Origin of the sequence: Maribacter litoralis (genome assembly GCF_003075045.1) — a bacterium.
GTDB lineage: Bacteria > Bacteroidota > Bacteroidia > Flavobacteriales > Flavobacteriaceae > Maribacter > Maribacter litoralis.
Genome location: NZ_QCZD01000001.1, coordinates 1,539,439 through 1,555,351 on the forward strand (window position 1 = coordinate 1,539,439; position 15,913 = coordinate 1,555,351).

14 protein-coding genes are annotated in these 15,913 nt (G+C 35.8%); 9 read left to right on the top strand and 5 right to left on the bottom strand.

Features of this window, described 5'->3' with window-relative positions:
* The first annotated feature begins 23 nt into the window (after positions 1-23).
* The 4 genes from DCS95_RS06885 to DCS95_RS06900 all read left to right on the top strand — a co-directional run bounded on the left by DCS95_RS06885 (position 24) and on the right by DCS95_RS06900 (position 3,867).
* The gene (locus DCS95_RS06885; protein ID WP_116770019.1) at positions 24-1,151 is read left to right on the top strand and encodes a DUF3667 domain-containing protein; all 1,128 of its coding nucleotides are present in this window, start codon (positions 24-26) and stop codon (positions 1,149-1,151) included.
* 5 nt (positions 1,152-1,156) lie between these two features.
* On the top strand, positions 1,157-1,543 hold the full coding sequence (gene apaG, locus DCS95_RS06890) for a Co2+/Mg2+ efflux protein ApaG (RefSeq protein WP_036158586.1): 387 nt from the start codon (positions 1,157-1,159) through the stop codon (positions 1,541-1,543).
* An 81-nt stretch (positions 1,544-1,624) separates the two neighbouring features.
* Positions 1,625-3,253: an L-glutamate gamma-semialdehyde dehydrogenase gene (gene pruA, locus DCS95_RS06895; protein ID WP_116770020.1), complete on the top strand. Its 1,629-nt coding sequence runs from the start codon at positions 1,625-1,627 to the stop codon at positions 3,251-3,253.
* 104 nt (positions 3,254-3,357) lie between these two features.
* Positions 3,358-3,867: a DinB family protein gene (locus tag DCS95_RS06900; RefSeq protein WP_116770021.1), complete on the top strand. Its 510-nt coding sequence runs from the start codon at positions 3,358-3,360 to the stop codon at positions 3,865-3,867.
* Positions 3,868-4,171: 304 nt separating this feature from the next.
* Here DCS95_RS06900 and rsmG read toward each other — a convergent pair whose 3' ends face one another.
* Positions 4,172-4,807 carry a 16S rRNA (guanine(527)-N(7))-methyltransferase RsmG gene (gene rsmG, locus DCS95_RS06905; protein WP_116770022.1) on the bottom strand — a complete coding sequence of 212 codons (636 nt, stop codon included), beginning with the start codon at positions 4,805-4,807 and terminating at the stop codon, positions 4,172-4,174.
* Positions 4,808-4,927: 120 nt separating this feature from the next.
* On the opposite strand from rsmG, the gene DCS95_RS06910 reads away from it, so the two are divergent.
* The gene (locus tag DCS95_RS06910) at positions 4,928-6,028 is read left to right on the top strand and encodes a fatty acid desaturase family protein (RefSeq protein WP_116770023.1); all 1,101 of its coding nucleotides are present in this window, start codon (positions 4,928-4,930) and stop codon (positions 6,026-6,028) included.
* A gap of 15 nt (positions 6,029-6,043) precedes the next feature.
* Positions 6,044-7,234, top strand: coding sequence for a pyridoxal phosphate-dependent aminotransferase (locus DCS95_RS06915; protein ID WP_116770024.1), 1,191 nt, complete (start codon positions 6,044-6,046; stop codon positions 7,232-7,234).
* Between the two features lie 98 nt (positions 7,235-7,332).
* On the opposite strand, the gene metK is transcribed toward DCS95_RS06915, so the two are convergent.
* The 3 genes from metK to DCS95_RS06930 all read right to left on the bottom strand — a co-directional run bounded on the left by metK (position 7,333) and on the right by DCS95_RS06930 (position 12,423).
* On the bottom strand, positions 7,333-8,589 hold the full coding sequence (gene metK, locus DCS95_RS06920; protein WP_116770025.1) for a methionine adenosyltransferase: 1,257 nt from the start codon (positions 8,587-8,589) through the stop codon (positions 7,333-7,335).
* 259 nt (positions 8,590-8,848) lie between these two features.
* Positions 8,849-11,530, bottom strand: a complete 2,682-nt coding sequence (locus tag DCS95_RS06925; RefSeq protein WP_116770026.1) for a TonB-dependent receptor — start codon at positions 11,528-11,530, stop codon at positions 8,849-8,851.
* Between the two features lie 38 nt (positions 11,531-11,568).
* A complete protein-coding gene (locus DCS95_RS06930) occupies positions 11,569-12,423 on the bottom strand; it encodes a GLPGLI family protein (protein ID WP_116770027.1) in 855 nt (284 codons plus the stop codon).
* Positions 12,424-12,616: 193 nt separating this feature from the next.
* On the opposite strand from DCS95_RS06930, the gene DCS95_RS06935 reads away from it, so the two are divergent.
* Genes DCS95_RS06935 through DCS95_RS06945 form a run of 3 tightly spaced genes read left to right on the top strand, consistent with a single transcriptional unit; the run spans position 12,617 to position 14,815 of the window.
* Entirely contained in the window at positions 12,617-13,231 is a 615-nt protein-coding gene (locus DCS95_RS06935; RefSeq protein WP_116770028.1) for a deoxynucleoside kinase, read from the top strand.
* A 26-nt stretch (positions 13,232-13,257) separates the two neighbouring features.
* Complete coding sequence (locus tag DCS95_RS06940; protein ID WP_116770029.1) at positions 13,258-14,232, top strand: aminodeoxychorismate synthase component I; 975 nt, start codon at positions 13,258-13,260, stop codon at positions 14,230-14,232.
* Positions 14,216-14,815: an aminotransferase class IV gene (locus DCS95_RS06945; RefSeq protein ID WP_116770030.1), complete on the top strand. Its 600-nt coding sequence runs from the start codon at positions 14,216-14,218 to the stop codon at positions 14,813-14,815. The genes DCS95_RS06940 and DCS95_RS06945 overlap by 17 nt, the downstream gene beginning before the upstream one ends.
* 2 nt (positions 14,816-14,817) lie before the next feature.
* Here the strand turns inward: DCS95_RS06945 and DCS95_RS06950 are convergent, their stop codons facing one another.
* Positions 14,818-15,846 (bottom strand): App1 family protein, encoded by a 1,029-nt coding sequence (locus DCS95_RS06950; protein WP_341865180.1) that lies wholly within the window; start codon positions 15,844-15,846, stop codon positions 14,818-14,820.
* Positions 15,847-15,913 lie beyond the last annotated feature (67 nt).

Sequence of the window (15,913 nt, forward strand, 5' to 3'; positions counted from 1 at the left end):
TATATTTACGTTTTTCATCATTTATGGAAAACAAACCAACCACTCAACCAAAGGGCAGATACGAACTAAGATACAGAGGTGTAGACTGTCTTAATTGCGGGCATCCGCTGGAATTAAGCGATAAATATTGCCCAAATTGCTCTCAAGCCAATAGCACCAAGAAACTAACTCTTTTAGATTTCTTTGAAGAGTTTCTTGCCAATTACCTTTCCTACGATTCTAAGCTATGGCGAACACTGGCAGCTCTTTTATTAAAACCAGGTAAAATCACTAAAGAATATATTTCTGGCAGACGACTCTCTTACACCAACCCTTTTAGGTTTCTGCTGAGCTTATCTATAATTTACTTTTTGATTTTAAGCTTCAATAGTGAATTTGAATCCTTCAATAAGTTTGGGTACGAAAATCGTAAACCGATATTTAACTTAATGCACGAAGAGTTTGACAAAATAGAATTTGAAAACGAAGAAGAAAGAGCCCTAGCCTTAGCCCAAATGGACTCTCTTAAAATTAATGGATTTTTCAAAAACCAAATTAGCGACAAAGATTCTACCATTTTAAAAGACCCCAAGTCATATTTTAAGGAAATAAACACAAAAGAACTTACTAGTCGATTTTTTGGAAAAATTGACTTTTTTAATTCCATAATTAAATATGACACCATTTATTATTTTGAACAAGGTGTTACTAAATTTAATATACCTGAAAATAAAGAAAATGAAATGGCTTTTAATTTAGCCAACAGCTTTGTAGAAATCGAAAAAAGACCAGGTTCGTTTTTAAACTCCTTAATTTCTAAATTACCATTTACCACATTTTTCTTTCTTCCGTTCTTTTCTTTTTTCATTTGGTTGGTCTATATCAGAAAAAAATACACTTATACCGATCATTTAATCTTTAGCTTTCACAATCAGTCATTATTATTTATCTTGCTCATTGTTAGCAATTTGATCAACGCAGTGTTCAATTTTGGCAGTGAAGGATTATTTATTTTAATTTTCGCCATCTACCTTTATAAAGCAATGCGCAATTTCTATCAACAAGGAAGAGTTAAAACGGTTATAAAGTATTTTTTCTTAAACACAATATTTTTTATCTTAGGGATTATAGCTATAACCATATTAATAGCACAGAGCGTATTTACATATTAAATATGATGATAACACAGGTTACTAAAGGCATAAAAATATCAGTACAAACAACTTTTGAAGGCACGTTCTTTAAAAACTACAAAATGCATTATGCGTTTGGGTATACCATTACTATTGAAAACCAGAGTAAAGATGCCGTTCAATTAACTTCTCGTCATTGGAAAATATACGACTCTTTAAATGACATGGAAACTTTAGATGGTGAAGGGGTTATTGGCAAAAAGCCGGTTATTCAGCCAGGTGAATCACACACCTATAATTCCGGTTGTTTACTTACTTCTCCTATTGGTGCCATGAAAGGTCATTACAACATGGTAATTATGAACAATGCCCAAAAATTTAGGGTATACATACCTACCTTTAAATTTAGCGCACCCTTCGCACTTAATTAATTCCTTTTAATCTTTTATTAGTTTTTAGTCCTACACCCTTTTAGTACCTTTGGTCAACAATTTAATTTAAAAATTTTGACAATGGGTAAAGGATTTTTTCAAGTTCCTACAGCTATTAATGAACCAATTAAAAGCTATGCTCCTGGTTCACCAGAAAGAGAAGCGGTTTTGGAACAATACAAAACATATTTTAACGGTCAAGTAGATGTACCTATGTACATTGGATCAGAAGAGGTACGTACAGGCAACACCAAGCCTATGTCTCCTCCACACGACCACAAACATATTGTTGGCACTTACCACACAGCCGAAAAAAAGAACGTACAAGCCGCTATTGACAATTGTCTTGAATCAAGAAATGCTTGGGCGAATTTAACTTGGGAACAACGTGCCGCCATTTTCTTGAAAGCTGCAGAATTAATTGCTGGACCATACCGCGCAAAAATCAACGCGGCTACAATGATCGCACAATCAAAGAACATTCACCAAGCGGAAATAGACTCTGCATGTGAATTAATTGATTTCTTACGATTCAACGTAGAATACATGTCTCAAATTTATGAAGAGCAACCAGATTCTGCCGAGGGTATTTGGAATAGAGTTGAATACAGACCGTTAGAAGGTTTCGTGTATGCCATAACCCCATTCAACTTTACAGCCATTGCTGGTAACCTTCCCGCAAGTGCAGCAATGATGGGCAATGTTGTAATATGGAAGCCAAGTGATAGTCAAATATTTTCAGCAAAGGTTATTGTTGACATTTTCAAAGAAGCCGGTTTACCTGACGGAGTGATCAATGTAATCTACGGCGATCCGGTTATGATTACCGATACTGTACTAAGCAGCCCTGACTTTGCCGGACTACACTTTACAGGTTCAACACATGTTTTCAAAGAACTTTGGAAACAAATAGGCAATAACATTCATACATATAAAACATACCCTAGAATAGTTGGTGAAACCGGTGGTAAAGATTTTATTCTTGCTCACCCTACCGCTAATACAAAACAAGTAGCTACAGCTATCTCTAGAGGTGCATTTGAGTTCCAAGGGCAAAAGTGTAGTGCCGCTTCAAGAGTATATATACCCAAATCTACCGCAAATGAGATATTAGAATATGTAAAGGCAGATATAGAATCATTCAACAAACCTGGTTCTCCAGAAGATATGAGCAACTTTATTACCGCTGTAATTCATGAAGGCTCATTCGACAAGTTGGCAAAATATATTAACCAAGCTAAGGAAGATGAAAATGCCGAGATTTATGCCGGAGGCGGTTTTGACAAATCTAAAGGTTACTTTATAGAGCCTACGGTAATTTTAACAACAGACCCTAAGTATACAACCATGGAAACGGAATTATTCGGTCCTGTAGTTACTGTATACGTTTATGAAGATAAAGATTGGAGCGAAACGTTGCAGTTAATCGACGGAACTTCTGAATATGCACTAACAGGTGCTGTACTTTCTCAAGACAGATACGCTATTGATGAAGCGACGAAGGCATTACAGAACTGTGCCGGTAATTTCTACATTAACGATAAGCCAACAGGTGCAGTAGTAGGTCAACAACCATTTGGCGGAGCCAGAGCTTCTGGTACAAATGATAAGGCTGGATCAGCACAAAACTTGCTACGCTGGGTATCTCCTCGTTTAATAAAGGAAACATTTGTTACCCCTGTAGATTACAGGTATCCGTTCTTAGGATAAGACAAAAACTAAAAAGGCTGAATTAATATTCAGCCTTTTTTTTGGGCTTTACCTAAATTTTAAAGTAAATTACATTTTCTTTCATCAACCTTAACACACTAATTATGAAAAAGTTACTATTTACATTTTTACTGGCAAGCTGCTTTTCTTATGCCCAAGAAGGCTTAACACAAAACAGTATAAAAGCAGTACTGACAGGCAACCAATTACAAGTAATTCAACTTGCCGAAGCCTTCCCTGAAGACAAGTATGATTGGAGACCAGCAGAAGGAATAAGCTCAGTTGGCGAAGCACTATTACATGTTGCCGGTGGGAATTATTTTCTTGCATCAAAACTGGGTTTTGCCCCACCTGCGGACGTAGATGTAATGGGTTTGAGCAAAATTACCGGTAAGGAAAATATTATTGCCGCCCTTAAAAAATCAAATGACTTCGTACTTGAAAACATTACAAAAGTAGAAGATGGCACATTAAGTGAAGAAGTGGATTTCGGATTTATGAAGTCAAATAAACTAGGAGGATTATTAGCCATAATGGAGCATAACGGTGAACATAAAGGTCAACTTATTGCCTACGCTAGAACCAATGGTATAGTACCACCATGGAGCAAATGATAGCTTATAAGACAAGAATTAAATGCCCAATGACTAATAAATCGTTGGGCATTTTACTTTAACGAAGAAAAACTTTAACATACCTCTAATACAATATCAATGTAAATTTAACGTTAATTAATTGTAAACTCAATGTGATTTACCGAACTTTGTAGCTCATTTAAAATCAATTGCTTATGATTATTAACAGATTAAGATTACATATCACTTGTATTCAGATACATATTTGGAATTATTTAAAAGAGTTTGCCAGAAAGTATAAAAAGGCATACTACAGTTCTTTCCTTTTATAGTTGAGTATAGCCTACCCTTTATACTTCAGCGGTAAATAGACCATTTTCTTCGTTTCAAAAAAGTCCTCTTTAAAATAATTGGTCAAATCAAAGATTTCTGCAGTTCTGTAGTTTTTCAGCTCCTCATGCAGATCACCGCCTTTTAAGTATAGTATTCCGTTTCGAATATCGTGTTTTGATTCCTTTTTAATTTTACCTTTTATCCAGTGCACAAAGGTTGGCATAGCTGCCACTGCCCTACTGACGATAAAATCGAATTGACCCGGTATTTCTTCAACACGAGCATTTATAGTTGTTACATTGGTTAATTCTAAACCTTCAACAACTTCGTTCACCACCTTTATCTTTTTTCCTATGGAGTCAACCAATGTAAATTGTACTTCAGGAAAAAAGATAGCTAAAGGTATGCCCGGAAAACCACCACCGGTACCTACATCTAAGATTGTAGAACCATCTTTAAACTGTATAAATTTTGCAATTCCCAATGAATGTAACACATGCCTTAAGTAAAGCTCATCTATATCTTTTCGTGAAACCACATTAATTTTCTGGTTCCAGTCTTTATATAGTTCTTCTAGTTTCTCAAACCTTCTTTTCTGATCTTCAGATAAATTGGGAAAATTTTCAAATATGATTTCAGCAGTCATCCGTATATTTGTAAATAGATTTAATTAGTATATTCACTCGTGCAAAGATTTGGCTTTTAATTAAGCTATCAAACTATTATAGATTCAATTACATTATATTAAGTAAAAGATTACCGAATTATGGAACAAAACACCATTCGTTTTCCAAGAACAGATTCTGCCAAGTTTTTTAAAACTTTAAATAGCAGAGTTAACGAATATTTTAAAACAAATAAACTTAAAAAAACAGGAAACTGGAAACTACACCTTAAAACGGTAATTATGTTCGCCCTATTTCTTGCTCCTTATTTTTTGATATTAACCTTGGGTCTACCAAATTGGGCCAATGTACTTTTAACCATAGTTATGGGTATTGGTATGGCGGGTGTTGGTATGAACGTTATGCATGACGGAAATCATGGCGCATACTCTAACAAAAAATGGGTAAACAAGTTAATGGGAAGCAGTATATACATTCTTGCCGGCAATGTTTATAACTGGCAAGTACAACACAATGTACTTCACCATACTTACACCAATATTCATGAACATGATGAGGATATGGAAGCTGGTAGAATATTACGTTTTTCTAAACATGCCGAATGGAAGAAACACCATAAATTTCAACATTTTTACTCTGTATTCCTTTACGGTCTACTAACATTTAACTGGGCAATTACTACAGATTTTCAGCAAATGTACCGCTATATGAAGCGTAAACTATCTTATGGTAAACTACCGAGCGCCACTATGAACTGGAGTACGCTTATTATCACAAAAATACTGTACATCACTATTTGGATTGTATTACCGATGCTTATTTTGGATATTGCTTGGTGGAAAATACTCATAGGATTCTTTTTGATGCACTACGTCGCAGGGGTAATACTTAGTGTTGTTTTCCAACTGGCTCATATTGTAGATGACGCGGACACGCCTTTGCCAGATGACTCAGGTACAATGAAAAACACTTGGGCTATTCATCAACTATTTACGACTGTGAATTTTGGCACTAAAAACAAAATAGTAAACTGGTTTACAGGGGGACTAAATCATCAAGTTGAACACCATATTTTCCCCAACATCAGCCATGTACATTACACAAAAATTTCAAAAATTGTGAAACAGACGGCACAAGAATTTAATTTACCTTATCACGAGTATAAAACTACCAGAAAAGCTATAATTTCGCACTTTAAACATTTAAAAGAGTTAGGCAAAGAGCCAACTTTACAATACTAGAAATTAAGAGTACCCATGAGCAATCAACTTTCGGACAGAATCAACAGTGTTACACCGTCAGCTACTTTAGAAATGGCTGCAAAAGCCCGTGAATTAAGGGCTGAAGGTAAAGATATTATTGGTCTTAGCTTAGGCGAGCCAGATTTCAACACACCAGATTACATTAAGGAAGCTGCTATTAAAGCGGTTAATGAAGACTATAACTCCTATACACCTGTTGATGGTTATGTAGACTTAAAAAAGGCTATCATCACCAAATTCAAGAGAGATAACAATTTAAGTTATGAGCCTGCCCAGATCGTTGTGTCTACAGGTGCAAAGCAAGCATTGTACAATGTAGCCCAAGTAATTTTGAACAAAGGTGACGAAGTGATCTTACCTTGCCCTTACTGGGTTAGTTACAGCGACATTGTAAAACTAGCAGATGGGGTGCCGGTAGAAGTACCGACTAGCTTGGAAAATGATTTTAAGATGACTGCCGAGCAGTTAGAAGCAGCCATTACACCAAAAACAAGAATGTTATGGTATAGCTCACCATGTAACCCAAGTGGATCTATTTACAGCAAGGAAGAATTACGCGCTCTTGCTGATGTCTTAAAAAATCATCCTAACATTATTGTGGTTAGTGATGAAATTTACGAGCATATAAATTATGGTGTTACAGAACATGCTTCAATGGCAGAATTTGAAGATATGTACGACCGTACAGTTACCGTAAACGGAGTTGCAAAAGCATTTGCAATGACAGGGTGGCGTATAGGCTACATTGGCGCACCGGCTTATATTGCACGTGCAACAAACAAATTACAAGGTCAAGTTACCAGTGGAGCCAATTGCATAGCTCAACGTGCGGTAATTACAGCTTTAGAAGAATCACCGGATCGTATTAAATACATGGTAGATGAATTTAAAGAAAGACGTAAGCTTATTTTAAGTCTATTAAATGAAATCGACGGATTTAAATGTAATGAACCTGAAGGTGCATTTTATGTTTACCCAGATGTTACCGCTTACTTTGGAAAAACTTTGAACGGTAAAAAAATCAACAATGCATCTGATTTCTCAATGTATATTTTAGAAGAAGCAAATGTAGCCACTGTAACAGGTGATGCCTTTGGAAACGGAAATTGCATTCGTATATCTTATGCAGCTTCAGTTAAAGAAATTAAAGAAGCAATTTCAAGAATTAAGGAAGCGCTGAAATAAACCTCAGCACATAACTAAATAAAAAAAGTCCCTTTAAATAAAGGGACTTTTTTTATTTTAAAAACAGAAACAATGCTTTAACATTATTAGCAATACCATTATAAATTAAAGGCCGACTTTATCTCTGCTACCTTATCTAACTTTTCCCAAGTAAATAATTCCACTTCTTTTTCGATACGGCCGTTGTACGGAGATTCAAAAACTTTGGTAATTGTTTTAGGCTGTTTACCCATATGGCCATATGCAGCGGTTTCCAAATAAATTGGGTTTCTTAACTTAAGCCTATCTTCTATTGCAAAAGGTCTCATATCGAAAAGCTCAGCCACTTTTCTGGCAATTTCGCCATCACTCAACCCTACTTTAGAGGTACCGTAAGTATCTACATAAATAGAAGTTGGCTCTACTACACCAATCGCGTAACTTACTTGTACCAAAATTTCATCTGCTACACCTGCAGCCACTAAATTTTTTGCCGCATGACGTGCCGCGTATGCAGCACTACGGTCTACCTTGCTTGGATCTTTACCACTAAAAGCACCTCCACCGTGGGCCCCTTTACCTCCGTAAGTATCAACAATTATTTTTCGCCCCGTTAATCCGGTATCTCCATGAGGTCCTCCAATAACGAATTTTCCCGTTGGATTGATATGGTACTTGATTTGATCATCGAACAATTTTTGGGTCTCAGCAGGCAATTGTGCCTTTACCCTAGGGATTAGAATGGAAATAATGTCCGACTTGATCTTTGCCAACATTTTATCATCATCTTCGTCAAAAGCATCATGCTGTGTAGAAACTACTATCGTATCTATACGCTGTGGCTCATTGGCATCTGAATATTCTAAAGTCACCTGTGCTTTGGCGTCTGGCCTTAAATAAGAAATTTCTTTTCCTTCGCGACGCAGCTCTGCCAAAGTATGCAAAATTTTGTGCGATATATCTAAAGCCAACGGCATGTAGTTCTCGGTCTCGCTGGTCGCATAACCGAACATCATACCTTGATCACCTGCACCTTGCTCTTCTTTGGCACCGCGGTCAACACCTTGATTAATATCTTGAGACTGCTCGTGAATCAACGAGATTACTCCACAAGAATCTCCACTGAACTGATATTCTCCTTTGGTATATCCTATTTTATTGATGACTTCACGGGCAATGTTCTGTACGTCTAAATAGGTATCACTTTTTACTTCTCCCGCTAAAACAACCTGACCTGTAGTGACCAAGGTCTCACAAGCAACTTTACTTTCTGGGTCAAAGGCTAGAAAATGATCTAAAAGGGCATCACTGATCTGATCGGCAACTTTATCCGGATGTCCTTCACTAACAGATTCTGATGTAAATAAATATGGCATAACAAACTTTTTATTCTGTAGAAGGATTTGAATGAATGCCGAAAAGAAGTGTGATGCGATATGGTACCAACATCAACTGCTTTAGCATTTTTTTCGTTTTATACCTAAAGGTTAAAACAGAGGTTGCAATCAGTCAAATCCCTCCTCTTTATTTAATATAACCCCAAAAATATGAAAAATGTTCTGTTCAATATCTTATAACCAGTTATTTATTAGCGTAAATAAAAGAATTTATAATTATCTATATGTATTTTCTAGATTAAAGATCATATTTCACCGACAATAACACGTATCTGGGTTGCACAAAATAGGCTTGGGTACTAAAATAGAGTTCGTTGGTACTATCTCTATTTAAGGTCGTCGTATTCAATAAATTCGTTCCCTTTATACCATATTCCCACCGGCTATCTTTCTTTTGGTAGGTTAAATTAGACTCCAAAAAACTATAGGTATTGGTTATGGTCTCTTCCTTATCAGTGTAATTATAATAATCATAATCTACCGTAAAAATAAAATTCTTTAAAAAACTCGCATCAAAACGAGCGTAGGGTCGGCTAGTGTAAAATGTAGTTTCTAAACCTCCATTTTCATAATTGTTCACCGTATACCTATACCCCAATTCTAAATTAGGTGCATTTTTAAAATTCGTGGAAAGTGCCCCCGTGTAATTTTGCGTTAATGAATTCGATGTGCTTTGCTCATCATCTACTAGGTTATTGGTCGTAGACCAGCTTAAATTACCTTGTACCGATGCCTTGATCTTACCGAAAGTACGCTCGTATTTTCCGTTTGCCGTTAAAGACTCATCATCAAAATCAGAATTGATGGTACTACTCACCCTATTAATACCAACAATATTTACACCGCTTTTTAAGGCGTCTATTCTTTTAGTGTATGCGACGTTGGCAAAAATATTGGTGAAGTTGAACATGTTAAAGCTGAAAAAATTCAAAGATACATTATGGTTCAAGGCACTTTCTAAATCACGGTTTCCATTATAAAGCGAGTTATAATTATTAAGTACATAACCTTGTGCAAAATTGCTGACATCTGTAAAGGAACGTGTTACCTGATAGTTAAAGCGAAGGTTTTCAGATTTTTTAAGCTGTGCATTTATATAGACATCTGGCAACAACGATGTTAAATTATCTTCAACTACCGAACCCAATTGCTCATTCTTAACATTGAACTGATGTAAGGTTACCCCAGGATTAAATGTAAAAATTCCAGATATAACTTTATAATGCAGCCCTGCATAAACATCTGAAACATGAAAGGCAACGTCGTTACCAAATTCATCTCCACTCATATTTAAAACATCTTCATTATCTAAAATCTGAAATATATTAGAATTGAAGTTTTGGTTGCTCTGTGTTGTACCCAAAGTCAAGTTTATATTACTTTTATCACCAAGTACCCTGTAATAATCGACTTTTGCATCTACCTTATTGGTCACTACTTTCTTTGCCTGGTTAATATTGTACAAATCTTGACCCTCATCTACCGGAAAAATATCGATAAAGGCAAACTCATTTCTTATCGCTTCGTAAAATGGATCTTCATCTTGATATAAGTATTGTGCCTCAACCGCAAAAATATTCTTATCATTTAACGTATAATATATGTTCAGGTTTTGATTTACGGATAATGGTTTCTGTTTTTTAACCTCTGCGATCTCATCTGTAATAGAAGAAATAGAAAGTACGTTCACTTCTTCATTATCGTCAGATTGCTTTAAAAGGGCATCATAATCTAATTGAAAATTATCGTTAGGTTGGTATTTGGCACTTAATTTAGCGAGACCTAAATGTATTGTTTGGTCTGTATTCGAGGTAGTACTTTCTACATCGTTACTGGCAATGTAAGATGTTATGCCTTCAGATTTTAAAATTGTTCCGGTATATGAATAAATACCAAAGCCACTTAGATCCAGCCCTTCCATAGGGGCATAACTAAAATTAGCCGCGGCAAACTTGGTGTCGATATCGTTTGCCCTATTATTCTGCGAAGAGGATAGCCCTAAACCATCTGCTACCGTAGAAATAGAACTGCCTCCCCTAGAATTTAAGTTTCTAAAACCACCTGTGAAATTTCTGTAATCATTACGGGTAAAGGGCACTTCACCTATGTTATTTAGGTCGGTAATGATATTTATGCTGTACTTAGGACTGTAATAAAATAGTTTTGGGTGTGCCAAATATCTATCATCAGGTCCATAACCTGCCGTTAACTCTCCAAACCAAAAATTCTTTTTTCCTTCTTTCAGCTTAATATTCAAAGCCACATTATCTTCATCATTGGTAAGTCCTTTCATTTGCGACACCTCATTGAAATTTCGTAACACCTCCACTTTACTTAATGCATTTGCCGGTATATTCTCTACCGCCAGCTTACTATCGCCGTCGAAAAAATCTTTTCCCTCGACCATAACCTTGGTAACCGTTTTACCTTCGACCTCTATTTGTCCGTCATCGTTAATTTCAATTCCAGGAAGATTTTCCAACACATCTTTTAACTTTTTTTCGGTACCCGACACAAAGGCATCGGTATCGTACACTATAGTATCCCCCTTTACAGAAACCGGCATTTCGTACGTAACATCCACCTCATCTAATTGTGCCGCCTGCTCATACATTAAAATATCTTTTACCGCATTATTATCACCCGCCGTAAAAGTAAAAGACTCTGGCTTAAAGCCCAGATAGCTAACTTTTACCGTGTATTGCTCACCTGTTTTCAACTTCAATTTAAATAACCCGGCATGGTTCGTAATCCCGTAAGATTCCAAACCTTGTGTAGCAGTGTTAATGGCAATTACGTTAGCCATGTCTACACCGACCCCTAAACTGTCCTTCACTGTACCAGATAATGTAATTTCCTGTGCAAAGACAACTGTTGTAGTTACCACACACAATAATGTTAAAAGCACTTTATTTCTCATGTAATAGCTGTAAATAGTTATGTATTAAAAGCACTTTTTTAATTTGGTCTACCGCCTCCACGGCCACCTCTATTCCTAAAATTCTCTCTCATTTCTTTCATCTTCTCTTGAGAGATTTCATCATACTCCGCCTGTGTTACCTTCTTGCCTTTACTTGGTGCTTTTATTTCCATTTTCTCGGAAGGATTCATCGTTATTTCAGAACACACAATCGTGGTAACATCATCGTTTACCGCCAATATTAAACCCGGCAAACCCCAATACAGACCAGGACCTTGATTTATAGGGATCTCAGGCGTGTACCATGCCACAATCCCTACCTCTTTAACAGTGAATTCTTCTGCTTTTTCCTCTTCTTTATTTTCTTCCCCTCTACCAGGTCTTCTGAAAACAGCACTCATGTTCGGTCTCTTAATAGTCTTTGTTGCCGTCGCCTTAAATGCAGTATAATTTCCTATTTGTTTAGACTCGCTACCCATTTTCCATTCTAAGGTTTCCAACGCATCATCGATCAAGAAAATTTTTCCTAAAAGCTCGGTTTTTACCAAATATCTCTGGTCTTTTATATTTTTATACAAATCGCCATCTGTACCCGTCATAGTTCCAAATCTTGGACCACGGCCACCACCTCTTTCACCCGGCTGTTCTAACTTTTCTTCCTCTTTATATAAAGATGCAGTTTGATTGAAATTAAGAACGAACGTCTTTTCGTTTGCTTTTTTAATACGTTCCATCATTTCCTTTTTTCGATCTTCGGGAATATTTCTATTGCCAAAATCGAAATTGACCTGAGTTTTACTCTGGTATGTTGCCTTACCTTGAAAATCTTGTGCTTGCAGATTAGCGACCGTGCAAACGACTATAAAACTTAAAAACCACTTATATATCTTCATGTGTACGTATTAGAATGTTTGTATGACATCATTATTCGCTTTTGGTTTAATTGAAAAATGTTAATAAATACATTGCTTGTATTTTTTTTATGCCATACAACAAATATGTTTTTACTTCCTGTTGTTATCTCGTATCTTGTACCATCGAATTCTTCTTGGAAACAAGAACACAACCATTAATCAATTTAATTCTATGCACATAGCAGTTGCCGGAAATATCGGTGCAGGAAAAACGACCCTAACCAGATTACTTGCAAAACATTATAATTGGGAAGCGCATTTTGAAGATGTAGTGGAGAACCCATATTTAGATGACTTTTACAATCAGATGGAACGCTGGAGTTTTAATCTTCAGATATACTTTTTAAATAGCAGGTACCGCCAAATTCTTCAGATAAAAGAAAGCGGGAAAGAAATTATACAGGATAGAACTATTTATGAAGATGCTCATATATTCGCTCCCAACCTACACGCCATGGGTCTTATGACGAATAGGGATTTTCAAAACTACACTAGTTTATTTGATTTGATGGAGAGCTTGGTCGACCCGCCAGACCTACTTATTTACTTACGTAGCTCTATACCTAACTTAGTGAAGCAAATTCATAAAAGAGGTAGGGAATATGAAAACACAATTTCAATAGATTATTTAAGCAGATTGAACGAACGTTATGAAGCTTGGATACATGGTTACAATAAAGGCAACTTGTTGATTATTGATGTTGACGATTTAGATTTTGTGGACAACCCCGAAGATCTTGGTACTATTCTCAATAAAATTGACGCCCAAATTAACGGTTTATTTTAGGTTCACTTTCGCAAAGCCCGAAACCATTGGAAGATTTTGAAAATAAAGTTACACGCTTTCTTCAAGATGGAGTTCCCTTTTTGTTTATTATTGATTTTGATGCCACAACAAAACAGGTTTTTACATTTGATGAAGCCGCAAGAGAAAATATCTTTTTCAATATAAAGGGTAATGGCAATGATAAAGAACTACCTTCGGCATCATTTAATAACTCAGATTTTGACCTGAGACCAACGTTGGTTTCCAAAGAAATTTACAAGCAAGCGTTTTCAGCGGTAAAGCATGAACTAAACACAGGTAATAGTTTTTTGTTAAACCTTACATTTCCTACGGCACTAGACACAACCGTGAAATTAAATGAGATTTACAAAAAAGCATATGCCCCATACAAGCTTTTATATAAAGATAAATTTGTTATTTTTTCACCGGAATGCTACCTTAAGATAAAGGACGGAAACATTTTTTCTTACCCAATGAAGGGTACGATCAATAGTAATGTACCCAATGCGGAGGAGTTATTACTTTCCAATAAAAAAGAATTGTATGAACATAATACCATTGTAGACCTTATTCGAAATGATCTTTCTATGATTGCAAAAAAGGTTAGAGTAAATAAATTTAGATACGTAGATAAAATTAAAAAAGGAGATCAAGAACTACTACAGACCAGTACTGAAATACAAGGAGAACTTCCAGAAAACTGGAAGAACGAATTTGCCTCATTACTATTAAAAACATTACCCGCAGGATCCATAAGCGGAGCTCCTAAAAAGAAAACTTTGGAAATTATTTCAAAGGCAGAGATTGCACCACGTGGTTTTTACACAGGTATTTTTGGTGTTTTTGATGGACAACAAATAGACAGTGCAGTTAGCATTCGGTTTATTGAAAAAATTAACGATACGCTTTTTTACAAAAGTGGTGGTGGCATTACCCACCTCAGCGAGATGGAAGAGGAATATCAAGAACTTTTAGAAAAAATATATGTACCCATTATTTGAATCTGTTTGTATAGAAAATAGTCAAATTAAAAACGAACAATATCACGAAGCTAGATTTAGAGCTTCTTACATGCAACAATATAAAACCCACCCTACCTATTCCTTATTTGACGGTATACACCTTACCAATCTAGACAAGGCATTAAAATACAAATTGCGAATTGGCTACAAACAACATGGTACCCGCTTCTCTATTTCTGAATACGAAAATAGTATACCGACCTCACTGCAATTGGTTAACGACGATACCATTTCGTATGCGGTTAAAAGAAACAATCGCAAAAAATTAAACAACCTCTTTAAACAACGCGGCCATTGCGACGATGTACTGATCGTTAAGAACGGATTTATAACCGACGCCACTTATTCTAACATACTGCTTACTGATGGCAAGCATATTGTAACACCTTCTACCCCATTACTAGAAGGTACGTGCAGAGCTAGATTATTAGATGAAAATAAGGTTACCGAAAAAAGAATAACCGAAGCCGACCTGCAACAATTCGAAAGCTTTCAATTGATTAACGCCTTAAATGATTTTGACGATACCAGGTGGATTTCAATTAAGAATATACAACGCTAGGGTTATATAAATCCGTTTTTCTTGGCGTGCTGTATAGCTTCCTCTGTTTTATTGACCATTAAAAAAGGTATATCCTTAAAATCGGCAAAAAGGTTTTCTATACGAGCCATACGTTTGGAGTGATTTACACTTCGTAAATAAATTGCCTTTATTCTTCCTGGAAACAAAGTCGAAATTTCTTGATAGATATCGCCGTCTTTTTCACCGCTATCGCCAATTAAAATAAACGGCAACTCTGGATAAGCCGTTAATAAATTACTTATCTCTTTCTGTTTCTGCGGTTTTTCATCACTCTTTTTTCGCATTTTAAAACTCGCCATGCTTCGTAACAATACTGGACCTTTAGGAAAATTGTTGGTTTTTAAAAAGAGTTCCAAATACCTGTACAAGTTCCAAGGGCTATGACTAACATAAAATATAGGATTGGCCTCATCACCAGATTTACCCATATGAAGCTTTGTATAAAAATCTGATGCCCCTTCTAATTGAGAACGCTTTGTAGCCCTTTTAAACATGGTGTTTATAATAACCTTCCACTTTAAAGAGGAAACCACACCTGTATGCAAAATTGTATCATCTATATCACTAATTACTCCGAACTTAGCATTATCACCGGGTATCAGCATTTCACCCAGAAATCTGTTCTGCAAAAGAATTTCCCTTTTTAATTTTGTATTGCCAAAAGATAGCTCAAACTTGACCCAACCCTCTTCGTTTGCCAAATTTTGGAGTCCGGCTATGTTTTCGTCTATTAAATAATACCCGTCATTATCGGTTACACCTTCTACGGTTTCACCATTAGAAAAAGTGATTTTTATAGGAGCATTTTTAATTTCATCAGTCTCAAAACGTTTCCAGGTATTCTTCATTAAATTAAAAATACCTTTTTGGTCCAAATCGATATTTTCATCTTCAATTGCCCTACCCCTTACATACAAACGTGTAGCACTACCGTACGACTGAAAATTGATGATTTGAAGTTTATCTTTCTTAAAAATACCCATGTCGTTAAAATTACGGTCTTTCAACAATCTTTAAAATATTTATTTAAAGAATTATCATATGCACGAATTATAAACTACAATTCTCTGTTTGTAT